The sequence below is a fragment of the Clostridium sp. CMCC3677 genome, from assembly GCF_023845585.1.
Classification (GTDB): domain Bacteria; phylum Bacillota; class Clostridia; order Clostridiales; family Clostridiaceae; genus Clostridium; species Clostridium aquiflavi.
On record NZ_JAMQHS010000003.1, the window covers coordinates 128,446 to 150,985 of the forward strand.

Consider the following 22,540-nt stretch of genomic DNA (forward strand, 5'->3'; position numbering starts at 1 on the left):
CATAAAAAGTTGTTTTTACTGCTTTTTGTATAATATCAATTCTATCAATATCTATTTTAGAATTCCATCAATAGCAAGATTAACTTCTAATACATTTACTGTTTTTTCTCCTAATACACCAAAAAGTTTTCCTGAAGTGTATTTATCAATAATCTTTTCTACATCTTTTACTTCCATATTATTATTTTTAGCAATACGATTTATTTGATATTTAGCAGCCGCAACTGAAATATGCGGATCCAATCCACTTCCTGAGCAAGTGACTAAATCTACTGGTATTGCTTGTGCATCTTGTTCTGGATGATTTGCTTTTATTTTATCAACTCTTTCTTGAACAAGAGCTTCGTATTCTTTACTTGCAGGACTTAAATTAGATGGTGCTGAATAAGCTAATTTCTTTCCATTATCATCAACAAAAGTATCTGTATCAATATTCATAATTCTTCCCCATAAATGTTTTTCATCATTATATTGTTGTGCTAATAATACACTGCCGTATTTTTTACCATTAACTTGTATAATACTTCCATTGGCTTGTTTAGGAAATATTAATTGAGAAATTCCTGTTATAAATATTGTATATATACCTCCACACAAAATAGTAAATATTATAAATATTATTAAAGCTTTAGGAAATACTGCTTTAAATTCCTTCATTACTAATCATCCTTTCTTTATACAATACCAATTGCAGTAATTAAAACATCAATTACTTTTATAGCTATAAATGGTACAATTATTCCCCCTAAGCCATAAACCAAAAGATTTCTTGATAATAACTTACCTGCTGAAACTTCGCGATATTTTACACCTTTAAGTGCTAATGGAATTAAAGCTACAATAATTAATGCATTGTATATTATTGCTGAAAATATTGCACTCTCCGCACTGTGTAAATTCATAATATTTAATGCAGATAATCCTGGATATAATCCAATAAATAATGCTGGGATTATTGCAAAATATTTAGCTAAGTCATTAGCTATACTAAATGTTGTTAAACTGCCGCGTGTCATTAATAATTGTTTACCAATTCTAACTATATCAATTAATTTTGTTGGAGAAGAATCTAAGTCAACCATGTTTCCAGCTTCTTTAGCTGCTTGTGTTCCTGTATTCATAGCAACTGCTACATCTGCTTGTGCAAGTGCTGGGGCGTCATTAGTTCCATCGCCTGTCATTGCAACAAGATGGCCTTTTGCTTGAAAATCACGTATCATTTCTAGCTTACCTTCTGGAGTAGCCTCAGCTAAAAAGTCATCAACACCAGCTTCTGCTGCAATAGCTGCTGCTGTCAATGGATTATCTCCAGTTATCATGATTGTTTTAATACCCATTTTTCTTAAATCTGCAAACTTTTCTTGTACGCCTTGCTTAATAATATCTTTTAAATAAACTACTCCAAGAACTTTATTATCTTTAGCTACAACAAGAGGAGTACCGCCTTTATTTGATATTCTAGCTACAATCTCATCACATTCTTTGCTATAACATCCACCTCTTGAAATTACATAGTCTTTAACTGTTTCTGCTGCTCCCTTACGAATTTCACTATTATTATAATTAACACCACTCATACGAGTTTTAGCTGTGAATGGAATAAATTCCATATTAGATTCTCTAATATTCCTTCCTCTTATTCCAAATTTCTCTTTAGCAAGAACCACTATACTACGTCCCTCTGGAGTTTCATCTGCTAAAGATGAAAGCTGTGCAGCATCTGCTAACTCATTTTCATTAACTCCATTTACTGGTATAAATTCACAAGCTTCACGATTACCTAAAGTGATTGTGCCTGTTTTATCTAACATCAAAATATCAACATCTCCTGCAGCTTCAATAGCACGTCCACTCATTGCTAAAACATTAGCTTGATTTAAACGGCTCATACCTGCAATACCAATAGATGAAAGTAATGCACCTATAGTTGTTGGTGCAAGACATACCAAAAGTGCCACTAGTGATGTAACTGAAATAGGATTTACCACACCAGCCTGATTAGCTGAAAAAACAGAATATGAATATAATGAAACTGTAACCAATAAAAATATAATAGTTAGTGAGATTAATAAAATTTGTAATGCAATTTCATTTGGTGTTTTCTTACGTGCTGCACCTTCAACCATAGAAATCATCTTATCAAGAAAACTTTCTCCAGCTTCACTTGTAACCTGAACAATTAGCCAATCTGAAATTACTGTTGTTCCACCAGTCACAGCACTTCTATCACCACCACTTTCTCTAATAACAGGTGCTGATTCTCCTGTTATTGCACTTTCATCAACTGAAGCTGCTCCATCTATTACTTCTCCATCAGCTGGAACTTGCTCTCCAGCAACAACAATTACTATATCTCCTTTTTTAAGCAGTGCTGATGAAACTTTAGTTATTTCATCTTTCTTTTCTAAAGAAATTATTTTATGCGCTTCCACATCTTTCTTTGCTGCACGTAAAGAATCAGCTTGTGCTTTACCACGCCCTTCTGCTATTGCTTCTGCAAAATTAGCAAACAATACAGTAATCCAAAGAATTATAGTAATACCTAATATAAAACTAGATTTTGAATCTCTAATTCCAACTAATGAAACTGCATATAATACAGTTGTTAATATAGATGAAATATATACTAAAAACATAACTGGATTTTCCATTTGAGTTTTTGGAGAAAGTTTTATAAAAGAATCTTTAACAGCTCTTTTAATCATTTTTTTATTTGCAAAATTACCTTTATTTTCATTCATATTTTGTCACCCCATTTAACCTAACATTTGAAAAAATTCAGCAATTGGTCCAAGTGCCAATGCTGGGAAGAAACTTAATGCACCAATAAGCAATACAACAAAAATTAAAAGTCCTATAAACATAGCATTATGTGTAGGCAATGTACCAACACTTTCTGCAACTTTTTTCTTTTTAACCATGCTTCCTGCTATAGCCAAAGTACCCATCATAGGAACAAAACGTGCAAATAGCATACTTAACCCAATACTTATATTTATAAATGGTGTATTCGCTGTAAAACCAGCAAATGCTGAACCATTATTACCTCCAGCTGAAGTGTAAGCATATAATACTTCTGAAAATCCATGAGCCCCTGAATTATTCAAACTGTTAACAGTCTCAGGTAATATACTTGCAATACCACTACCAATTAAAATAGCTATCGGTGTTGCTAAACAAACTAAAACTGCCATTTTCATTTCAAAAGGCTCTATTTTTTTACCTAAATATTCTGGTGTTCTTCCTACCATAAGTCCTGCCATAAATACTGCAAGTATTGCAAAACCTATCATTCCATAAAGCCCACATCCAACACCTCCAAATACAACTTCTCCAAGTTGCATAAGTAGCATAGGGATCATTCCACCAATTGGAGTATAGCTATCATGCATTGAATTTACTGATCCATTAGACGCAGCAGTAGTAAATGTTGCCCATGTTGAAGAAGTAGCAATACCAAATCTAGCTTCTTTTCCTTCCATATTTCCACCGGCTTGATTAATTGTTGATAAATCAACTTGACCATTTAACGCCATTTGTGGTGTAGCAATTTGTTCATTTATTCCAACAATGCCCATTGCTACAACTAGCATTATACCCATTGCTATAAATATAGCTATTCCTTGTCTTCTATCTTTTATATTTCTCCCAAAAGTAAAACATAATGCTACTGGGATTAATAATAATGAAATCATTTCAAATAAATTAGATAATATAGTTGGATTTTCAATTGGGTGCGCTGAATTAGTCCCCATAAATCCTCCACCATTTGTACCAAGTTGCTTTATTGCTATTTGGCTTGCTGCAGGTCCTAATGGAACAACTTCTTCCGTTACTACGGTTCCATCTTCAAGTGTAATAGGCTCTAATAAAGAAACTGTTTCATATTGTTTAAAATTTTGTACAACACCTTGAGACACTAATGCTAAAGATACTACTATTGAAAGAGGAATTAATATATAAAGTACAGCTCTAGTAATGTCTATCCAAAAATTTCCTATACCTTTTTGCTTAACTCTAATAAATCCTCTAATTAGTGCGAATAATACTGAAATACCAACTGCTGCCGAAACAAAATTTTGTACAGTTAGTCCCATCATTTGTGTGAAATAACTTAATGAACTTTCACCTGAATAACCTTGCCAATTAGTATTAGTAACAAAACTTACCGCATTATTAAATGCAAGATCCCAGCTTGTACCTGAAACTTTTTCTGGATTTAATGGCAAAAAGCCTTGGAAAATGTGTAGTAAAAATAATACTATTAAACTTATAATTGAAAATGCTAAAACAGAAAAAGAATATTTTTTCCAACTCATATCTTCATCTTTATCAATATGAAGCATTTTATAAATAAAATTTTCACATGGTGTTAATATTTTAGATAAAAACACTTTTTCTCCATTCATAATCTTACCTATATAATTCCCCAATGGAATTGCCAATACTACTAATATCAAAATATACAATCCATATTGTAATACTAAATTCATCATTACTTGTCACCTCTTAATAAAATATTTGCTAAATAAATAAAATATATAAGTGAAATTATTCCTATAAGCCCAACCATCACATGCATTTTTATTTCCCCCTTCGTTTTGATAGGACAAGTTTAACATGGAAAAAATTATAGTGGTGTTAGAGTTTACTTGTTTAGAATTAAGATTGTGTTAAGATTTTTATATTGATATTTACACGCACAAAAAGAGGACTCAAATTAATGAATCCTCTTTCATTGGCTTGTAATAAAAATTATTATATACAGCCTTATTTATATTATTTATTTTGCTATGTTCTAATATATGTTTATATATGCAATAGGTAAAGTGGAATATATAAACATTTTACTGGAACATAGGCATTTATTTTATAGGAGTCTCTTTTATATCCCAAATTTCATCACAGTATTGTTTTATAGTTCTATCACTTGAGAATATTCCTGCACTATAAAGATTAGCAAAACATTTTTTAGCCCACTTTTTAGTGTCCTTGTAATCTTTAAATACTTTATCTTGAGCTTCTTTAAAGCTCTCAAAATCTGCTAGAAGATAATATTGATCTCCTTCTTCTAATAATGAATTATATAGGTCTTTAAAATCATCAGTATTACCATCATCAAAAGTTCCATCAATTAGAGTATCTAGAACTCTCTTAATGCTCTTATTCTTCTTATAATAAGTCATTGGATCATACTCTTCTTTAATATCATCTATATCTTCAACTCTTAATCCAAAGATGTAATTATTCTCTTCTCCTGATTCTTGAACTATTTCTATATTAGCTCCATCATAAGTTCCAAATGTAGGAGTAGCATTCAACATGAATTTCATGTTTCCTGTTCCTGATGCTTCTTTTCCAGCTGTAGAAATTTGTTTAGATAAATCTGCTGCTGGGAATAACTTTTGAGCATATGAAACTCTATAATTATGAACAAATACTACTTTTATTTTTCCATTTACATCTTTATCATTATTTACAAGTTCTGCTATTTCATTTATAAATTTAACTATTGCTTTAGCTCTAACATATCCTGGGAAGGCCTTAGCTCCAAAGATAAAACTTACTTTTGGTATATCTAAAGATGGATTTTCTTTTATTCTATAGTATAAATCAAGGATATACATTGCATTTAATAATTGTCTCTTGTATTCATGTAATCTCTTAATTTGAATATCAAATATTGAATTTGGATCTAATTCTATTCCTTCTTCATCTCTAATATATTCTGATAATTGCTTTTTCTTTTGAAGCTTTATATTCATAAGTTCTTCTAAAACTTTATCATCATTTTCAAACTTCTTTAAAGCCTTTAATAAAGATAAGTTCTTAACCCACTCTTCAGTTCCTAATAACTTAGTTATGAATTCTGATAATTCTTGATTACATAATCTTAACCATCTTCTTGGAGTAATTCCATTTGTTTTGTTTTGGAACTTTCCTGGATATAATTTATACCAATCATTTAATTCTTTATCCTTTAATATATCCGTATGCAACTGAGCAACTCCATTTACTGCTTTTGATACAAATATAGCTAAATTAGCCATTCTCATTTGGTCATCAGAAATTATTCTAAGTTTTTCAATTTCTTTTTCTGTATACTTCTTAGCTTTTAATTCTTTTATTAATTCTTTATCAATTTGCTTAGTAATTTCTAATATTCTAGGGAATAATTTTTCTATTAATTCAACATCCCATTTTTCTAATGCTTCTGCTAGTATAGTATGATTTGTATATCCAAAGAATTTATTAGCATATTCTAATGCTTTTTTAAATGTAACCTTTTCTTCATCAACTAATATTCTTATAAATTCTGGTATAGCAAGTGTTGGATGAGTGTCATTTAATTGTACAAAATTATATTCACTTATCTTTTCGAAATCGGTACCGAATTTTTCTATGTGTTTTTTAATAATATCTTTTAATGAAGCGCTTACTAAGAAATATTGTTGACGTAATCTTAATATTTTACCTTCATCGTTTGAGTCATTTGGATATAAAACTCTAGATATATCCTCTGCTCTATTCTTTAATTCTACTGATTCATCATATTTTTGTTCATTAAATAAATAGAAATCAAATTCTTTTATCGGTTCACATTTCCATAATCTTAATGTATTTATATTTTTAGTTCCATAACCTATGATAGGTGTATCATATGGTATAGCTTTAACTTTCATATCTTCAAATTCTACAATTTGAGTTTCGTTATCTTTTCTTATACTCCAAGGATCGCCATACTTTAACCAGCTATCTTCACTTTCAGTTTGAAATCCTTCATCTATATTTTGTTTAAATAGCCCATTATTATATCTAATTCCATAACCATTTAACGGCATATCTATTGTAGCTGCTGATTCCATAAAACAGGCTGCAAGTCTTCCAAGTCCCCCATTACCAAGGCCAGCATCTTCTTCTATTTCTTCTACTTTGTTAATATCTATATTTAATTCTGATAATACTTCTTTTACATCCTCATACAAGCCTAAGTTTATTAAATTATTTCCAAGTGCCCTACCCATTAAATATTCTGCTGAAAAATAATTTGCACTTCTCTTAGAATTATATGCTTTAGTTGTATCATTCCAATCATCCACGATTTCTTCTAATATAGTTAATGAAAGAGCATTAAATATTTGATATTCCTTAGCATCTTCTAACTTTATTCCATATTTTACTTTTAAATATCTATCAATACCTTTTTTTATATTTTCTTTATTCATTATTCTTCGCACCTTCCATATATTTTCGTTATATCATGAATTTTTTCTGCTAGTTCATCTGTAAATACATCTTTTTTAGCTCTCCAACGCCAATTTTGTCCTAGTGTTGAAGGAACATTAATTCTAGATTCATTCCCTAAATTTAAGAAATCTTGTATTAACGCTATTGATAAATAAGCTTTACTACTCCATACCCCTCTTATAAATCCCCAGTTATATCCTTCTTCTTTATTTAATCCCAGATATTTAATAGACGCTTCAATTTCTTCTTCAGTTCCTGTTTTTTCAAGCCATCCTCTAAATGTATTATTATCATGAGTGCCTGTATAAGCTATACAATTTTCTTCATAATTATGAGGTAGGTCTCTGTTTGCAGCATCTCCTACAAATGCAAATTGAAGTACTCTCATTCCTGGAAATCCTGATTCTTCTCTAAATTTTATAACTTCATCAGTTAAAAATCCTAAGTCTTCTGCTATTATTTTTATATCTCCAAGTTCTTTCTTTATGGCATTGAATAATTTCATTCCTGGACCCTTTACCCATTCTCCATTTTCTGCTGTAGGATCCCCATAAGGTATTGACCAATAAGATTCAAACCCTCTAAAATGATCTATTCTTATAACATCATATAATTTTGAACTTTGTTTCATTCTGTCTATCCACCATTTATAATTAGTCTTATCAATATAGTCCCAATTATAAATTGGATTTCCCCATAATTGACCTGTTACAGCAAAATTGTCTGGTGGGCATCCTGAAACTTTTAATGGTACTAACGTTTCTTCATCTAATAAAAATGCTTTTGGATTTGCCCATATATCTGCACTATCTTCAGCTACATATATTGGAATATCTCCTATGATTTCAATACCCAAATCATTTACATATTTCTTTAAATTAGTCCATTGTTCAAAGAATTTATATTGTATAAAGGTCCAAAAGTTTATTTCATCTTTTAATTCTTCTCTATATTTATTTAAAACTTCTTTTTTTCTAAGTTTAATATCTATATCCCATTTTTGCCAACTCTTTAATTCAAATTTTGATTTAAGTGCCATATATAAAGAATAATCATCTAACCACTGATTTTCTTCTTCAAATTCTTTTAAGTCTGTTGGTAAATTACGCTTAAACCTCTCATACGCTTTTCTTAGAACCTTCATTTTTTCTACAAATATTAATCCATAATCAATATCTTCTTCATCTTTTCCAAAGTTTAAATTTAAATAATCTTTACTTTCCAATAACCCATCATCTTCTAATAGTTTAAAATCTATAAAATAAGGATTTCCTGCAAATGCTGAAAAAGATTGATATGGTGAATCTCCATAACTAGTCGGTCCTATAGGAAGTATTTGCCAATATTTTTGATGTGATTCTTTCAAAAAATCTGCAAACTCATATGCCTCTTTCCCAAATGTTCCTATTCCAAATTCCCCCGGCAAAGATGCAATATGCATTATAATTCCACTGCTTCTTCTCATTTTTTTCTCCCCCTTATGCCTTTTTTATCATTTGCTATGTTTTAATAAAGCACTGATATATGAATAAGCAAAGTGGACTCAGTAATTAAACTTAGAACACCACTTTTCATATTGCATATATCAACACATATTTAAAACATAGTCTATTATTTTTTCAATAAGTCCTTACATGATTCTCTTTCGATTAATTTAGTATCTAGTAATATTTGCTTATTTTCCTCAGTTCCATTAATTAATGAAAATAATAATGATATACTCGTTTCAGCCATTAATCTTTTTGGTTGATTTACTGTAGTAAGTCCTGGATTATAATACTTGCTTTCATCCATCCCATCAAAACCAATGATTGAAATATCATCACCAATTTTCAACCCACTATCTACAACTGCCTTTGCTACTCCTGTAGCCATAATATCTGAAAGTGCAAAAATAGCACTTACATCTTTTCTATTTTTTATAAGATTTATAGTTTCGTTATATGCTTTTTCACAAGAATAATCTCCGATTAATTCAAGTTCGTCATCAATTTCAATATTATTGTCTTCTAAAGCACTTCTATATCCCTTAAGTCTCCACCAACTAATTCCCAAATCATTTTCATCACCTAAAATAAGTGCTATTTTTTTATGGCCTTTTTCTATTAAATATTTAGTTGCATCATAAGAAGCTTTAATATTATCTATTCCTATTGAAGAATAATGTTTCTTGCCTTTTTTAGATATAGTATTAACTGATGTTAAAACTATTGGAGTTTCTATATCTGAAAAACTATCTTCTTTTATATCAATAAAGTTTCCACCTAGACAAATAACTCCTTGTAATTTCTTTTCTTTTATAAATCCCATAAGATTTTCTACATCCTGATAAAAGTTGTAATCATTCTGCTCTAATATCATTGTATATCCTGATCTATCTATGATGTTACCTATAACATTTATCATCTGTGAAAAAAATGGATTAAACACTCCTTTTACTAGTACACCTATATTTTTAGTATTGTTTTGCTTTAATATTCGTGCACTATTATTAGGTATGTAATTGTTTTGTTTTATAATTTCCAAAACTCGTTCTCTTGTACTCTCTTTTACATCTGGATGATTATTTATAACTCTTGAAACAGTACTTACCCCTACACCTGCAAGTCTTGCTATATCTCCTATATTCATGATATTCCTCCTAATATATATGTAAAATCTAATAAAAATAATGGTAACGTTTCCGCAATAATTTTATTATACACCCATTTCAATTATTATATCAATAAACTAATAAATTTACCCTATTGAATTCAGAACTCGGTATCGTTACCGGAATATCAAATATGAATTTATATATTACTCTCTTTCCATATGAAAAATGCTATTTTAAATAGTATTGCTTCATTAAAGTTTCTAATATCATAAGACGTACATTTCTTAATCTTATCTAACCTATAAATCAAAGTATTTCTATGTACATATAAATTTTTAGCTGATTCACTCAAATTTAAATCGCAATTAAAAAATACTTCTATTGTATTTATTGTATCATCATCTAATTTATTAAATCCATAATTAAATTTAGATAATATTTTTACTTTCTTTTCTTCACTTAAACTATCTACAATACTTTCAAATAATAGACTTTTTTCATTAAATATTCTATTTGAAATATTGTATTTTTTAGCTAAGTTAATTTTATATATCCCATCTTTATATAATGAACTTATATTATTATAATCTTCTACAGCATAGTAACTTATATAACATCTTTTATATAAATTATTGTGTATAGTTTCAGTTATGCTTGATATATGATCTTCAATATCTTCAAATGTCCCTAATAAAATAATATATTCATTATATTCTAATATAGACACTTCAGTATCTATATATATTGTCTTTAAAATCTCTATAGCTTCACTTATTTTTTCTTCTAAATTAATAGATATTAAATAGACCTCATTTAACTCAATCATAATATCATTTAATTTATCACTTGATACATATTCATTTTTTAATAAAGAAATTATTGTATTTTCTCTAACATTGTGCTCATCTTTGCATCTATTTTCAATACAAAATTTAATAAGCTTTAGTGAGTCTTTAAAATTGCTATAAGTTCTTAATATAAATATTTTATTATTTATATTAAATCTAGCTTCTATTATTTCTTTATCAGTGTAAAGAAAAGGATTAGTTTTAAAAACCATTTTATTATCAATACATAATTCAAAAGGTATTTCACATTTTTTATATAATTCATTTAAATATTCAACTAATCCGTACATCTCTTCACCTCAAAATAAAATTTATATTACTCTTAATTCACTTTCTTTATCAAATACGTGTATTTTTTCACTTTCAACGTATAATTTTATTGAATCTCCAGTTTTTACATTAGTAGTTCCATTTACTCTTGCTGTCATATTATTGTTAGATGCTACAAAGTAAATATAACTTTCAGCTCCCATAAGCTCAACTACTTCTACTTTTCCATTTATAATTGATGATGGATTTTCTTTTACAACTTCCATATTATCATCTAAATGTTCTGGTCTTATTCCAAATGTAACTTCTTTATTCACATAACCTTTGGTTTTTAATTCCTTAGCTTGTTGTTCTGGTAATAATATATTATTTTCTTCGAAGCTACAATATAGATTGCCTTCTTTTTCTATTATTTTACCATCTATGAAGTTCATTTGAGGACTTCCTATAAATCCAGCTACGAAAATATTTACTGGGTTATTATATATGTTTTGTGGAGTATCTACTTGTTGTATTATACCGTCTTTCATTACAACTATTCTAGTTCCCATAGTCATTGCTTCAACTTGGTCATGAGTAACATATATGAAAGTTGTTTGTAATTTATTATAAAGTTTAGATATCTCAGTTCTCATTTGAACTCTTAATTTTGCATCAAGATTTGATAATGGTTCATCCATTAAGAACACTTTAGGTTCTCTAACTATGGCTCTTCCTAATGCAACTCTTTGTCTTTGTCCTCCAGATAAAGCCTTTGGTTTTCTTGTTAATAAATGTTCTATGCCTAATACCTTTGCAGCCTCAGTTACCTTTTCATCAATTTCCTCTTTAGGTACTTTTCTAAGCTTTAATGCAAAAGCCATATTATCATAAACACTCATATGAGGATATAATGCATAGTTTTGAAATACCATTGCTATATCTCTTTCTTTTGGCTCAACATCATTTACTAATTTTCCACCTATATATAATTCACCTTTAGATATTTCTTCTAAACCTGCTATCATTCTTAAAGTTGTTGATTTACCACAACCTGATGGTCCAACAAATACTATAAATTCTTTATCTTCTATTTCTAAATTAAAATCGTTTACTGCTGTTACATCACCTGAATATATTTTATAAATGTGTCTTAATGACAAATCTGCCATGTTAACCCCTCCCATTTAAGTCTAATTAATTGTTTATCATGGTTATATTGTACAATTGTAATCCTTTAAACTCTATATGAAAAACTCACAAAACTAGATTATTTTTTTTGTGAAATGCTACTAAAGTTAAATTTAGTAGCATTTTTACTTTCTTATATACTGTTCTTTATTAGTTTATTACCATTCTTCGATATAACTCCTTTAGAATATGTTTGGATTAACTCACCTTTATACTTAATTGTTTTTTTACTTGTAAGTTCTGTTACGGATTTCTTTTCATTATCATTAATATAAACTTTCCCACTATAATCAACTAATACATCTTCTTTATTTACTGGATTATCTAATTTGAATTCTTTCCAATCTTTATAATTATCAGATGAAATTGCATAATATATTTTTACAACCTTATTATCTACTTCTGAGGCAAAATATACATTATCGTTTATATCTGCTCCTAGTAACTTTGGATTTTTTGTATTAGGTATCAATAAATTATCTGGTTTATCTAATATTGTTACTTGAGTTCCCATCTCCATTATTGCATTAGCTCCTGTAGTCGGGATAACAATATTACCTATCTCTTTATTACTTCTCTTTTTCTCTAATTGATTCATAGTGTTTGCATAATATAAATCACTTTTTTCATTACTCTTTTTAATTTTAATATATAAACTATGGGTTCCTATTGAAAAAGGAATATCTTCTACTTTATCCTCACTATTTTCAATTCTCACTCTTAATTTGTTAAAATCAAAGTCTGCAAGTTCAATTTGTTCCCCATTTTTAGCATTAAATGCTATTGGCTCAAAATAATTTCTTCCTTTTTCTTTTATTTTTTGTATGGCAATTATACGATCTGAATTTGTAACCCATTTGTAAAATACAATATTACTATTAACATTATTTTTAACGTCTTTATATTTATTTTCATCACTATCTAATACTTTTAATCTTCCATCTTGAAGCCCTGCAATATATCTACCATTAGAAGATACTTTTAAATCATCTACATTTTCTTTTAATTCAACTTCTTTTTGTTCATTTTTACTAACTTCACTATCATCAGATTTTTCTATCTTAATATCCATATTTGATGATAAATATATATTTTCAATATATAAAAATATTCCTTGTTGAATTATAAATGCTACAAATGTAAAAATTAATAATTTATTTAAAACTTTCATAATATTTCATCTCCTAACTTACTGTTCAACATAAAATGCTGTAGCAACAGTTCTTTCTCCATCCCACGAATTAGGAGAATTTATTACATCACCTTTATAATACATAGTCGTTGAATATCCACCATCAAGCATACCTGCATTTATGGCTCCACGATTTTTCATTATTTCTTGAACTTCATATATTGTAGCTCCTGGTTTAGATAATTTTCTACCATCTAAAGCTAAAAATAGTACTGTTCCATCTTCTTTTTGTCCAACTGCAGTTCTAGGATTAATTCCATCTACATAATCTTCTTTTTTATGCTGTCTAACTCCATTTATTATTACGTTAGGTTCCCTAAAACACATTGCTTCCTGCACATCAAGTTTTTTTAATTCTGCTAGGGTATGATTTCCTACAATTAATTGACCCTTTTTAGTAAATGCAATTACATTCGCAATAAAATGCTCATCACATTTTGTAGTAGGATATATAACATTTCCATTAGAAATCACAAACCCCTCTGGTTTTCCCCCTGTGCCAGCACGTATTACTCCATCTGAAGATGTATCTGAGAATGCTCCACCATTTATAGCTGCTATTGCATTATGTTCTTCTGCCATTTCGCTTGTCTTCTGACCTAATTTTCCAAGATATTTAGTCATAGCTACTTTAACTTTATGTGGATTTTCTATTTCTAACATATAACCATCATATCTTTCTGTATGTATATCATATTTAGTTACATTATTTCCAGAATCATATTTAACATCTATTTTGTTTAAATCTATAGATGTATTAGTTGGAACACTTTCTTCTTCAATTTCACTTTTTCCCAATATTTTATCTAATGTTTTTTGCGGTATAAAATCATTTACTAAATAGGCATGGCGAGTAGCTAACACTGTTGAAATTAAAGTTTTCCTTGTCTTGTCATATGGACCGTAAATTAATACTAAAGGTGTTGTTATTACTAAAAAAGTAATAACATATATTAATCCCACAAATACCGAAAATGATTTTTTCTTTTTCTTCTCACGCCTCGCTTTTTTTCTTGTTGGTTTTTTTTTAACTTTTTTATTCATAATTTCTCCTTACCTTTAAAAGCGTTAATGCTATACATAAGATTTTATCATATATCTCTTTGTATAAATATTACAAAAAAGTTAAATTGTCAACATATTTTGGAAAAGTATTATATTCTTTCTTAAACTTCCCTATTAAAATTGCTTATAGAATATAAGATAACAAAAGAGTTGATCTAAATTGTTTTTTAATCATTTAGATCAACTCTTTTGTTTATATTAAAATATATTTACATTTATTTTAAAAAACTACTTACTACAACATTTACAGCATTCACATGGAGAATAAGTGAATATTACTTCAAATTTATAATAATTGCATCCATCATATGCTAAGAATGGTAAAACATCTATAGCGCCAGGGTGTAATTGTTTTTTAGGAATAATAACTATTCCTGAATCAAATACAAAATACGTTCCAAGACATCCATATATTTTTTTACATTTTTCATCATAATTATGGCCTAAATATTTAACACTAATTGGTCCACAACATTTTGATGAACTAGCTAAAAAGTATTGAGCCTTTCCTGGACATACATAAATCATCTTATTTTCAGAATTAACATGCATTTCGAAATTGCAATTTGCTGAAAGATCAACATGTTTTCCAAAATGCCATCTTTTTCTCTCTTCTTCATTAGCTATATCTATTTCTTTATTTATTTCCTCAGTTGTCTCCATATCTATATTTAAATTTTTATCTTCTTCTTTATCATTTACATTTAACTTCTCAATTATTTCATCATTTGCGGCTATTTCTTCCTTATAATATAATTTACTCATATTACATCCTCCTTGTGTAATCTAGTTTTAACATTTAATAGATACTTATTCTTTTAGCAAACATTACATTTTTTATTATAGGAATATCACCAAACAAATCTCAAAAGCAAAAGTAACTCTGATTACTATAACTCATGAAATTATAAACTTTATAACTTCATACAATATTATATGCATGATTTTATTACATTGTTATTAATAATAACTATTATAATATCAATCTAATTTTTGTTTGAGAAATAGTATCTAAAAATTGGAGGATTATTTTTGCATTATCATCCTTTATTAAAAATCTATTTTATACAGTAGAACCAACTACCTAATTTAGCTTTTAATTCTTGGCACTTACTCATAGGTAAAATTTGAGTTTCTAACCAAATGCCTTTACTATCGCTTCTAACATAACATCTAATATCATTGAAATAACTTAAAACATATTCTAGATCAACACCCTTAAATTCGTTATTTCCCCTATACCCATTTGGCAAATAATCAGTTATTACATATCCTATTTTCTTATGTTCTACTAATATAGCATCTGTAAAATTATTTATATCTGCATTAGTATCAATTCCTTTTATCTTACCGTTTTCAGTGAATTGATGTCCTGCATAATTTTCTCCCCATATAGTTGTTTTCATAGGATTTTCAACGCCATAATGAGCTATCCAACATTTATATTTAGCTACTCTAGAATCTAAGTTTTCATTTGCAAAATAAGGCGAAGTGTATATGCAAAGTTGTAATTCACATAAACTTTCAAACTTTTTTATAAATTTTAGAGCATAATCCATTACATTAAAATTGCTTATTTCTATATCTAAACAAGGTTTTAAATCATTCTCCTTGTCTTTTATATTATTATAAAAATTTTCTGCCTGAGTTTCTGGCTCAGAAGAACCAACTAAAAAATGATAAAAGCCAGTCTTAATACCGGCTTTTTTAGCTTCATTATAATTTTTATTTAAGTAAGGGTCTTCATAGGTTGTCCCCTCAGTTGCTTTTATATAAGCAACTTCTATATTGTCTTCTTTTACTTTATTAAAATCTATATCTCCATTATGATTACTTACATCTATACCTCGCATACAACCTCACCTTTCATAATTAATAAATAATTTTTAGTTTCATCAATACTCTATTTTTATTTCTAGCTCTCAATCTTATTTTTAATTTCTTTCACATCTTCTTTTATGTCTTCAACAACATTAAACTTTTCTGCTAATGCATCAAGTAAAGTTTGATACTTATTTTCTCTTTCACCAGTTGTCTTAAGAACATATAATAATAAAAAAACAAATAACGCATATCCTAAGCCCTGACTTAAAGCCATTTTCATTATTTCATCCATAAAGTTGCTCCTTTTAATATAATTTTGGATATAAGAAAAGACACCTACATTTAAGTGAGTGCCTTAATAAATTTTAACTATAATTTTATTCCACTACAAGAACTGGTATTTTTATTATAACTGTTCCTGATGGAGGAATATCTCCAACATTAACTATAATACTTTTAGATGTTGAACTTGAATCAATTAGCCCTTGAGTTGTTGTTACTCCATTAGGTATAAATTGAATATGATTAGGAGCACTATCATTAATAACTACTGATTTAGCAGTTTTATCACTTGTGTTAGTAACTTCTATTGTATATGTAAAATTATCTCCCACATATACAGAATCTACATCTGCTGTTTTTACAACTTTTAATTGTGCCTCCGTAACTCCCCTAAATATTATAGATACTTGACCACTAGCATTATTAGTATTATCGCCTTTGGCATAAGCAGTGTTAATTATATACTCTTGTTCCGGATCTATTGGTTCAGGTTCTTTATCTTCTTTTGTAACTGTAACCATACAATTAGCTTTTATATCTGTTCCTTTAATTTGTGATGTTATCGTTGCTTGTCCTTCTTTTATAGCTTTAACATTTCCATTAGAATCTACTGTTGCAACTGTTTCATCTGAGCTTGACCAATTTATATCTACCGCTGAAGGTGTAGTTGTCGCTGTTAATTGTTTTGAATCATTTACTGTTAAATTCATTATTGAATGATCTAATGATATTGATTCATTAGTATTTACTATTAAATCTTTTTTAAAAACATTTAAAACAGGATTATCAGTTGTACTATTTTTATCAAGTGAAGTTATTCCAACAAAAGTATTAGCAGATACACCAGTAAATTCTCCATTAGTATTTTTTATAGGATCTATAGACCATGAACCAAAGTTTGTAGCTGATCCTGTATTAGTATCATCCCAAATAAATTTTCCAGCACAACCCTTTTCCGTATATTCTTCTTTTATACAAACTACGTCTTTTTCTAATGGCTTAGATCCATTAGTTACAATCATTCCCATAGCAACATATCCTTCTGGAGCTATAGGTTCCCAAAAATATCCATTCATATTTGCACCAGAACCTTTATCATTCCATATTACTTTATAATCTATTGGATAAACTGTTATACCATCAGTAAATTTAACTGTAAGTACTTTTAGCACATCACTATTTGGATCATTATAATTTTCTTGACCATAGTATCCAACAGGTACATATCCCGTATCAGTTGTTAGTCTATAGAAAGCTCCATCATACTTTCCACCACTACCACGATCATTCCAAGCTAAACTAAATTTTGTTGCTTCTTTTAATTCAAGTTTTGGAAGAGTTTCAGCATTAGCAATAGTTTTATTTTGAAATGCTCCAACTCCCATAATGGTTAATGTCATTACAAACATGATAAGTATTCTTTTATAACAATTTTTCATTATATATTATTTCTCCCTTATTTCCATTATTGAACGCGTCCATAAAATATTTTAACTTTATATATGGTAAAAACCAACAATAATCGTAATACAAATTCCTTTATATATAAGAAATTTAGTAAATTTTTACTTTTTATCATATAGTTGATTTTAAGCTGTTATTTTTAGACAATAAAAAAAAGACTATCGCTAATCCTGATCTATTGCCTTATTTAATTTTGTTTTTACATCATATATTGCTATTGTGCAGTATTAATAATATAAGGTTGAAATAAAACTATATTTCAACCTTATATTTATCTAGTACTATAAATAGCTGATACTTTTATTGTTACAAATTCAGATAATTCTTTAAGTTCAAGAAATCTCAATCTATTTTTATTTATTAACCCAAATTCTATTTGAGTTGGAACATCCTCAGTCGGAATTATTTCTGCTACTAACTGCCCTTCTTCAGTATTTATTCCTTCACATACTCCTAAAGAACAGCTTCTATACATATATGGACTTGCTGTAAATGGCAATCCATCAATTATTACTCTACATCTCTTGGCTACATTATTAGCTTCAGCTCTAATCTCATCTGTGATTTGTGCAGTAATATATAAATTTATATTTATAATATCACCTTGTTTAACATAAGTACCTGCTCCATTAGTTATAAAATAATATTTATAATCTCCCCATCCATATAATTGTAATTTAGGCGTCCATGATCCCTTCTCATATCCTAAAAGTTCATCTTTATTGAATATGATTTCATTTATTTTATCAGTAGCCTGTTCAATCTTCTTATCTCTTTGATCATCTATATTTTTTATTTCTTCATTAAATCTTTTGCTTACAATATTTCTTACTAATAGTACTAATGCTGCACCTGTTAACGCTATAGCTATCGCTAATATTGCTAAAAATGTAGTAATATTGAATTGAATATTGGTATTAATTAAATCAATCTTATCTGATAAAAAATCTAACTGTTGTTTTATTTCTTCTATAGTCATTGCAGAATCCCCCTTGCATAAGTAAATTCTACAATATTTGCATACTTCTGTAAATAAATTTCAAATAAAATGCAAATATACTCCCAAAATAAATTAAAAGTACAATAAAAGTTTTTATACCTAATTCTAAATTATTCATTTCCAAAAATCTTTTGTAAAATTTATTCATATTTAATTCATTTCCTATTTTAAGCAATAAAAAAAGACCTATTACAGTCATTATTATTGCCTTATTTATTAAATTATTACTAGTTTGCTATTGCGAAACAACTTTACTATTTATAATCTCTTGTTTTTCTTCTTCTGTAATATCTTTACTTCCTACAAATACATTTAAGTTTTCATCTGTATAAAGCCCCATAAGATAAAACTTTTTAATCCATTTATACATTTGCATTACCACCTTTCAACTCTGCTATTTTTAGCATTAAATTTGCTGTCATTTCTTCTAAATCATTTGTTTTTTGTTTCAAAGTTGCATTTTCTAATAAAACATTAGATATTAATATTTCATCTTCACTTGGTTCTTTAGGTTTTGGTTTATTACTTTCTTCCCATTCTTTTATTTCTTCTTCTGTTGCACCTTCAATCCATTCTTCTTTTTCAAAATCCCATTTTGGTTTTACATAATCCCCTGTATACCTATTAACAATTTGTATATCTTCTATAACTTCAAAATATTGGGGTTTATTGTCTATAAATAGTACACACATATCTATTATAAAACCATTTTTATCAATTATTGTTTTATTTTTATAATCCATTCTCATCACCTCTCATTTAATTTACTAGAAACATAATTGGAGATAGCATAAATCCATTTGAGGAAGCTATTGACCTCATATTCGTACCCTTTGTACCAATTGCACCATTAGCACTTACATATATTTTTAAGTAATTATCATCATTCGTACTTTTTGGTAAGAGTACAATATTGATTTCTGACGGTCTAAAACCACTTGGTAAAGTTGCTATAACTTTATCTGATTGCGTTTCTGTTGTAATTCCACTTATAATTCCACATAATTGAACTATTTTTCCCACTTTTCTATATCTGCATGTATACCCTTGTATAGATGAAATCCCATCTGTCAAAGGTAAATCAATCCATCCTGTATTATTCCCACCAATTAAACTCCAATTAGACCAAATACCTTTAAAGCAAGTCCTAATATAAGTATCTGCATCTGTATAATTCAAAGTACCTAATCTATATAATATTTGTTTTATTACTTCCCCATTACCAAAATTCTTTACTTCTAAAAGACCATTTCCAGGTGAATTAGTACATTTAACACTAACATAGTAATTACCTTGTTCAGTTAATGTGTTTAAATCAATGTCATCTTTAAAAGTGTAATTCCCATCATTTATAATTTTGGTTATATTTTTCGTCAAATCTTTCAATTGCGAAATAGTATGATTAACTTTTTTATCTATCTCATCTACTTTGCTCTTTTTTGCCAGCATTATATTAGGATCAACTTCAAAAGAAATACTCTCAGTATTACTAACTGAGAGTATCATTTTTATTATTAATTCCTTTGTACTTCCATTAGATATTGTAGGTTTATAAGTTTCTGGACATTTTGATATTGCCAGTAAATTATCTTCTTCATCAAATGCTCCATATTCTCTAATTGTAAAATCTCCGACTTCTGGTGGAATTATTGCTTCTAGAATTATCCAATTAGGATTCTCTTTATCTATTTGAATATTTCCTATCTTTCCTTCCCAAACTGTATTTATCAAATCTTTTTGATTTTCTATTGGGTTATAATACTTTCCATTTCCATCTCCAACTTTTAGTTTAACGAACTTTACTTCTTCTCCATTAATTGCAAAGTTAGCAACTTTACTTTTTCCTATATTAGTTAATATAGTATAAAACTTTTCAGACATTTATTAAACTCTCCTTTCTATTTATATGTGCTTCCTATTTTATTCCTATTGCGAACTAAACTTCAACTCCTATTTCAACTAAAACTTCTTTTACACATTCTTGCAAGTTTAAAAGCTTAGGAACAGCTTTATATTCATAAACTCCATTCATTATTAATGTTACCCATACCTTTGTGCATCCACTATTTTTATCAAATTTCATTTTATCTACCATCCTTTTTATTTTAAATTTTAATTTCTTAAGCATTTTGACTTTGCATAGACACTAATGTAGTTAATTCTGCATTAGCCATTTCTAAGCTTTCTACTTTTTCTTTAAGTATTTCTACCTCAGATTTTGGTATATCTACTAAAATAGCTTCTTTTTTATCTACGTTTATACTTTTAACCATTTTCCCTGTAGGTATCTCTACTTCTAAGTATTGTACACCACCTTCTTGTGCTCTATAAGAACCTGTTTGTTGTAAAATTATAAAACCTGTATTGTCGTAAATTATTAATGTTTTCATGTATTTCCTCCTTATTTTTATTAAATATTAAGAATAAGCTATATATGTCATAATATTTCTATCATTATTTAAGATACGTCCTAATGTAAAATTAGTTCCTATAATCGTAAAACTTACATCATTATTAATACTCATATTACCGCTACCACCACTCGAATATTGTTTTCCTTCTCCCCCAACAGAATAGCGTACACCATTTACATATATAGCAAGAGAATGAAAATTAGGTTCCCAAAAGTGACCTATGAGAACTGATGGAACAAAACCCAAATTTACAGTTTCTCCTTTTTTGATTGTACCACTTGTGAATAATTTTCCTCCCATTTCCTGTATACTTATATTTGCGATTTTAGAAACTAAACTAGCTAAAGCTTCATTTCCATTTGCACTCACACCCTTATTAGATAAATTAGTTGCTGCTGTATTTTTATCTGTTTGTATTTTATTTGCTATTTCTGCATGTGTATTGCTTCCTGTAACATTTCCTACTTTGCCAGCAATAGCATTTTTACCATCACTGGCTGATTGAAAAGCCGAATTCGCTCTATCCATTGCTAACTTAACTGCATTGGCTGTAGCTGCTTGGGTAATACTTGTGCTATTCGTAGTATTATTAAGCTGTACAATTCCCTTTTTAGTTATAGTAGCATCTGCAATTTTAATATTATCTACTTTGTTCGCAATATCTTTCATTTGTGACTTAATTTCATCAACATTAGCACTAACTTTCTCAACATCACTTTTCTTTGCAACCACTATTGTTGGATCTATTTTTAGTGAAACATTGTCTGTATTACTTACTGAGAGTACCATTTTTATTAATAGTTCTTTTATACTTCCATCACATATTATTGGTTTATAAGTTTCTGGACATTTTGATATTGCTAATAAATTACCCTCCTCATCAAATGCTCCAAATTCTCTAATTGTAAATCCACCTTCATCTGATGGAATTATTGCTTCTATCTCTATCCAATTAGGATTTTCTTTAGTTACCTCAATGTTTCTTATATTGCCTTCCCAAACAGTATTTACAAGCTTTATTTGATCTTCTGTTGGCTCATGGTATTTTCCATTTCCATCTCCAGCTTTTATTTTTGCAAAATTAACCTTACTTCCTAATGCACTGCTATTAGCTATCTTTGCTTTCCCTATATTCGTTAATATTGTATAAAATTTTTCTTTCATTTA

At 28.3% G+C, this 22,540-nt stretch carries 21 protein-coding genes; all 21 read right to left on the reverse strand.

The features are described from left to right. Window positions 1-51: 51 nt before the first annotated feature. Window positions 52-657 (reverse strand): potassium-transporting ATPase subunit KdpC, encoded by a 606-nt coding sequence (gene kdpC / locus NG901_RS04405; RefSeq protein ID WP_252212534.1) that lies wholly within the window; start codon window positions 655-657, stop codon window positions 52-54. Window positions 658-674: 17 nt separating this feature from the next. After that, complete coding sequence (kdpB, locus tag NG901_RS04410; protein WP_252212535.1) at window positions 675-2,741, reverse strand: potassium-transporting ATPase subunit KdpB; 2,067 nt, start codon at window positions 2,739-2,741, stop codon at window positions 675-677. 15 nt (window positions 2,742-2,756) lie between these two features. After that, complete coding sequence (kdpA, locus tag NG901_RS04415) at window positions 2,757-4,496, reverse strand: potassium-transporting ATPase subunit KdpA (protein ID WP_252212536.1); 1,740 nt, start codon at window positions 4,494-4,496, stop codon at window positions 2,757-2,759. A gap of 369 nt (window positions 4,497-4,865) precedes the next feature. Further along, complete coding sequence (locus tag NG901_RS04420) at window positions 4,866-7,226, reverse strand: glycogen/starch/alpha-glucan phosphorylase (RefSeq protein ID WP_252212537.1); 2,361 nt, start codon at window positions 7,224-7,226, stop codon at window positions 4,866-4,868. After that, window positions 7,226-8,713 carry a 4-alpha-glucanotransferase gene (gene malQ, locus NG901_RS04425; RefSeq protein WP_252212538.1) on the reverse strand — a complete coding sequence of 496 codons (1,488 nt, stop codon included), beginning with the start codon at window positions 8,711-8,713 and terminating at the stop codon, window positions 7,226-7,228. Before malQ ends, NG901_RS04420 begins: the two co-directional genes overlap by 1 nt. Before the next feature lie 146 nt (window positions 8,714-8,859). After that, a complete protein-coding gene (locus tag NG901_RS04430; RefSeq protein WP_252212539.1) occupies window positions 8,860-9,879 on the reverse strand; it encodes a LacI family DNA-binding transcriptional regulator in 1,020 nt (339 codons plus the stop codon). Between the two features lie 161 nt (window positions 9,880-10,040). Then, complete coding sequence (locus NG901_RS04435; RefSeq protein WP_252212540.1) at window positions 10,041-10,982, reverse strand: PucR family transcriptional regulator; 942 nt, start codon at window positions 10,980-10,982, stop codon at window positions 10,041-10,043. A gap of 21 nt (window positions 10,983-11,003) precedes the next feature. Further along, window positions 11,004-12,113 (reverse strand): ABC transporter ATP-binding protein, encoded by a 1,110-nt coding sequence (locus tag NG901_RS04440; RefSeq protein ID WP_252212541.1) that lies wholly within the window; start codon window positions 12,111-12,113, stop codon window positions 11,004-11,006. Window positions 12,114-12,265: 152 nt separating this feature from the next. Then, on the reverse strand, window positions 12,266-13,303 hold the full coding sequence (locus tag NG901_RS04445; protein WP_252212542.1) for a hypothetical protein: 1,038 nt from the start codon (window positions 13,301-13,303) through the stop codon (window positions 12,266-12,268). 18 nt (window positions 13,304-13,321) lie between these two features. Next, complete coding sequence (locus NG901_RS04450; RefSeq protein ID WP_252212543.1) at window positions 13,322-14,368, reverse strand: phosphodiester glycosidase family protein; 1,047 nt, start codon at window positions 14,366-14,368, stop codon at window positions 13,322-13,324. A 249-nt stretch (window positions 14,369-14,617) separates the two neighbouring features. Beyond that, the gene (locus NG901_RS04455) at window positions 14,618-15,154 is read right to left on the reverse strand and encodes a hypothetical protein (protein ID WP_252212544.1); all 537 of its coding nucleotides are present in this window, start codon (window positions 15,152-15,154) and stop codon (window positions 14,618-14,620) included. Window positions 15,155-15,447: 293 nt separating this feature from the next. Further along, window positions 15,448-16,242, reverse strand: coding sequence for a GH25 family lysozyme (locus NG901_RS04460; protein WP_252212545.1), 795 nt, complete (start codon window positions 16,240-16,242; stop codon window positions 15,448-15,450). Window positions 16,243-16,304: 62 nt separating this feature from the next. Next, window positions 16,305-16,505 (reverse strand): BhlA/UviB family holin-like peptide, encoded by a 201-nt coding sequence (locus NG901_RS04465; protein WP_012423645.1) that lies wholly within the window; start codon window positions 16,503-16,505, stop codon window positions 16,305-16,307. 85 nt (window positions 16,506-16,590) lie between these two features. Further along, window positions 16,591-17,934, reverse strand: a complete 1,344-nt coding sequence (locus NG901_RS04470; RefSeq protein WP_252212546.1) for a Vps62-related protein — start codon at window positions 17,932-17,934, stop codon at window positions 16,591-16,593. A gap of 296 nt (window positions 17,935-18,230) precedes the next feature. Beyond that, complete coding sequence (locus NG901_RS04475; RefSeq protein WP_252212547.1) at window positions 18,231-18,938, reverse strand: hypothetical protein; 708 nt, start codon at window positions 18,936-18,938, stop codon at window positions 18,231-18,233. Between the two features lie 256 nt (window positions 18,939-19,194). Next, entirely contained in the window at window positions 19,195-19,329 is a 135-nt protein-coding gene (locus tag NG901_RS04480) for an XkdX family protein (RefSeq protein WP_252212548.1), read from the reverse strand. Next, complete coding sequence (locus NG901_RS04485; protein WP_252212549.1) at window positions 19,322-19,702, reverse strand: YomQ N-terminal domain-containing protein; 381 nt, start codon at window positions 19,700-19,702, stop codon at window positions 19,322-19,324. Before NG901_RS04485 ends, NG901_RS04480 begins: the two co-directional genes overlap by 8 nt. A gap of 16 nt (window positions 19,703-19,718) precedes the next feature. Continuing rightward, on the reverse strand, window positions 19,719-20,840 hold the full coding sequence (locus NG901_RS04490) for a phage tail-collar fiber domain-containing protein (protein WP_252212550.1): 1,122 nt from the start codon (window positions 20,838-20,840) through the stop codon (window positions 19,719-19,721). Window positions 20,841-20,895: 55 nt separating this feature from the next. Further along, on the reverse strand, window positions 20,896-21,042 hold the full coding sequence (locus NG901_RS04495; protein ID WP_252212551.1) for a hypothetical protein: 147 nt from the start codon (window positions 21,040-21,042) through the stop codon (window positions 20,896-20,898). A gap of 37 nt (window positions 21,043-21,079) precedes the next feature. Next, complete coding sequence (locus NG901_RS04500; protein ID WP_252212552.1) at window positions 21,080-21,349, reverse strand: hypothetical protein; 270 nt, start codon at window positions 21,347-21,349, stop codon at window positions 21,080-21,082. Between the two features lie 27 nt (window positions 21,350-21,376). Continuing rightward, the gene (locus tag NG901_RS04505) at window positions 21,377-22,537 is read right to left on the reverse strand and encodes a phage tail protein (protein WP_252212553.1); all 1,161 of its coding nucleotides are present in this window, start codon (window positions 22,535-22,537) and stop codon (window positions 21,377-21,379) included. Between the last annotated feature and the right edge of the window lie 3 nt (window positions 22,538-22,540).

Coding starts and splice junctions, on each gene's coding strand:
- NG901_RS04505 (WP_252212553.1), bottom strand. CDS start 22,537: ATGAAAGAAAAATTTTATACAATATTAACGAATATAGGGAAAGCAAAG.
- NG901_RS04475 (WP_252212547.1), bottom strand. CDS start 18,938: ATGACTATAGAAGAAATAAAACAACAGTTAGATTTTTTATCAGATAAG.
- NG901_RS04500 (WP_252212552.1), bottom strand. CDS start 21,349: ATGAAAACATTAATAATTTACGACAATACAGGTTTTATAATTTTACAA.
- NG901_RS04420 (WP_252212537.1), bottom strand. CDS start 7,226: ATGAATAAAGAAAATATAAAAAAAGGTATTGATAGATATTTAAAAGTA.
- NG901_RS04485 (WP_252212549.1), bottom strand. CDS start 19,702: ATGGATTATAAAAATAAAACAATAATTGATAAAAATGGTTTTATAATA.
- NG901_RS04430 (WP_252212539.1), bottom strand. CDS start 9,879: ATGAATATAGGAGATATAGCAAGACTTGCAGGTGTAGGGGTAAGTACT.
- NG901_RS04460 (WP_252212545.1), bottom strand. CDS start 16,242: ATGCGAGGTATAGATGTAAGTAATCATAATGGAGATATAGATTTTAAT.
- NG901_RS04490 (WP_252212550.1), bottom strand. CDS start 20,840: ATGTCTGAAAAGTTTTATACTATATTAACTAATATAGGAAAAAGTAAA.
- NG901_RS04455 (WP_252212544.1), bottom strand. CDS start 15,154: ATGAGTAAATTATATTATAAGGAAGAAATAGCCGCAAATGATGAAATA.
- NG901_RS04495 (WP_252212551.1), bottom strand. CDS start 21,042: ATGAAATTTGATAAAAATAGTGGATGCACAAAGGTATGGGTAACATTA.
- NG901_RS04480 (WP_252212548.1), bottom strand. CDS start 19,329: ATGTATAAATGGATTAAAAAGTTTTATCTTATGGGGCTTTATACAGAT.
- malQ (WP_252212538.1), bottom strand. CDS start 8,713: ATGAGAAGAAGCAGTGGAATTATAATGCATATTGCATCTTTGCCGGGG.
- kdpC (WP_252212534.1), bottom strand. CDS start 657: ATGAAGGAATTTAAAGCAGTATTTCCTAAAGCTTTAATAATATTTATA.
- kdpA (WP_252212536.1), bottom strand. CDS start 4,496: ATGATGAATTTAGTATTACAATATGGATTGTATATTTTGATATTAGTA.
- NG901_RS04470 (WP_252212546.1), bottom strand. CDS start 17,934: ATGAAAAATTGTTATAAAAGAATACTTATCATGTTTGTAATGACATTA.
- NG901_RS04465 (WP_012423645.1), bottom strand. CDS start 16,505: ATGGATGAAATAATGAAAATGGCTTTAAGTCAGGGCTTAGGATATGCG.
- NG901_RS04440 (WP_252212541.1), bottom strand. CDS start 12,113: ATGGCAGATTTGTCATTAAGACACATTTATAAAATATATTCAGGTGAT.
- kdpB (WP_252212535.1), bottom strand. CDS start 2,741: ATGAATGAAAATAAAGGTAATTTTGCAAATAAAAAAATGATTAAAAGA.
- NG901_RS04435 (WP_252212540.1), bottom strand. CDS start 10,982: ATGTACGGATTAGTTGAATATTTAAATGAATTATATAAAAAATGTGAA.
- NG901_RS04445 (WP_252212542.1), bottom strand. CDS start 13,303: ATGAAAGTTTTAAATAAATTATTAATTTTTACATTTGTAGCATTTATA.
- NG901_RS04450 (WP_252212543.1), bottom strand. CDS start 14,368: ATGAATAAAAAAGTTAAAAAAAAACCAACAAGAAAAAAAGCGAGGCGT.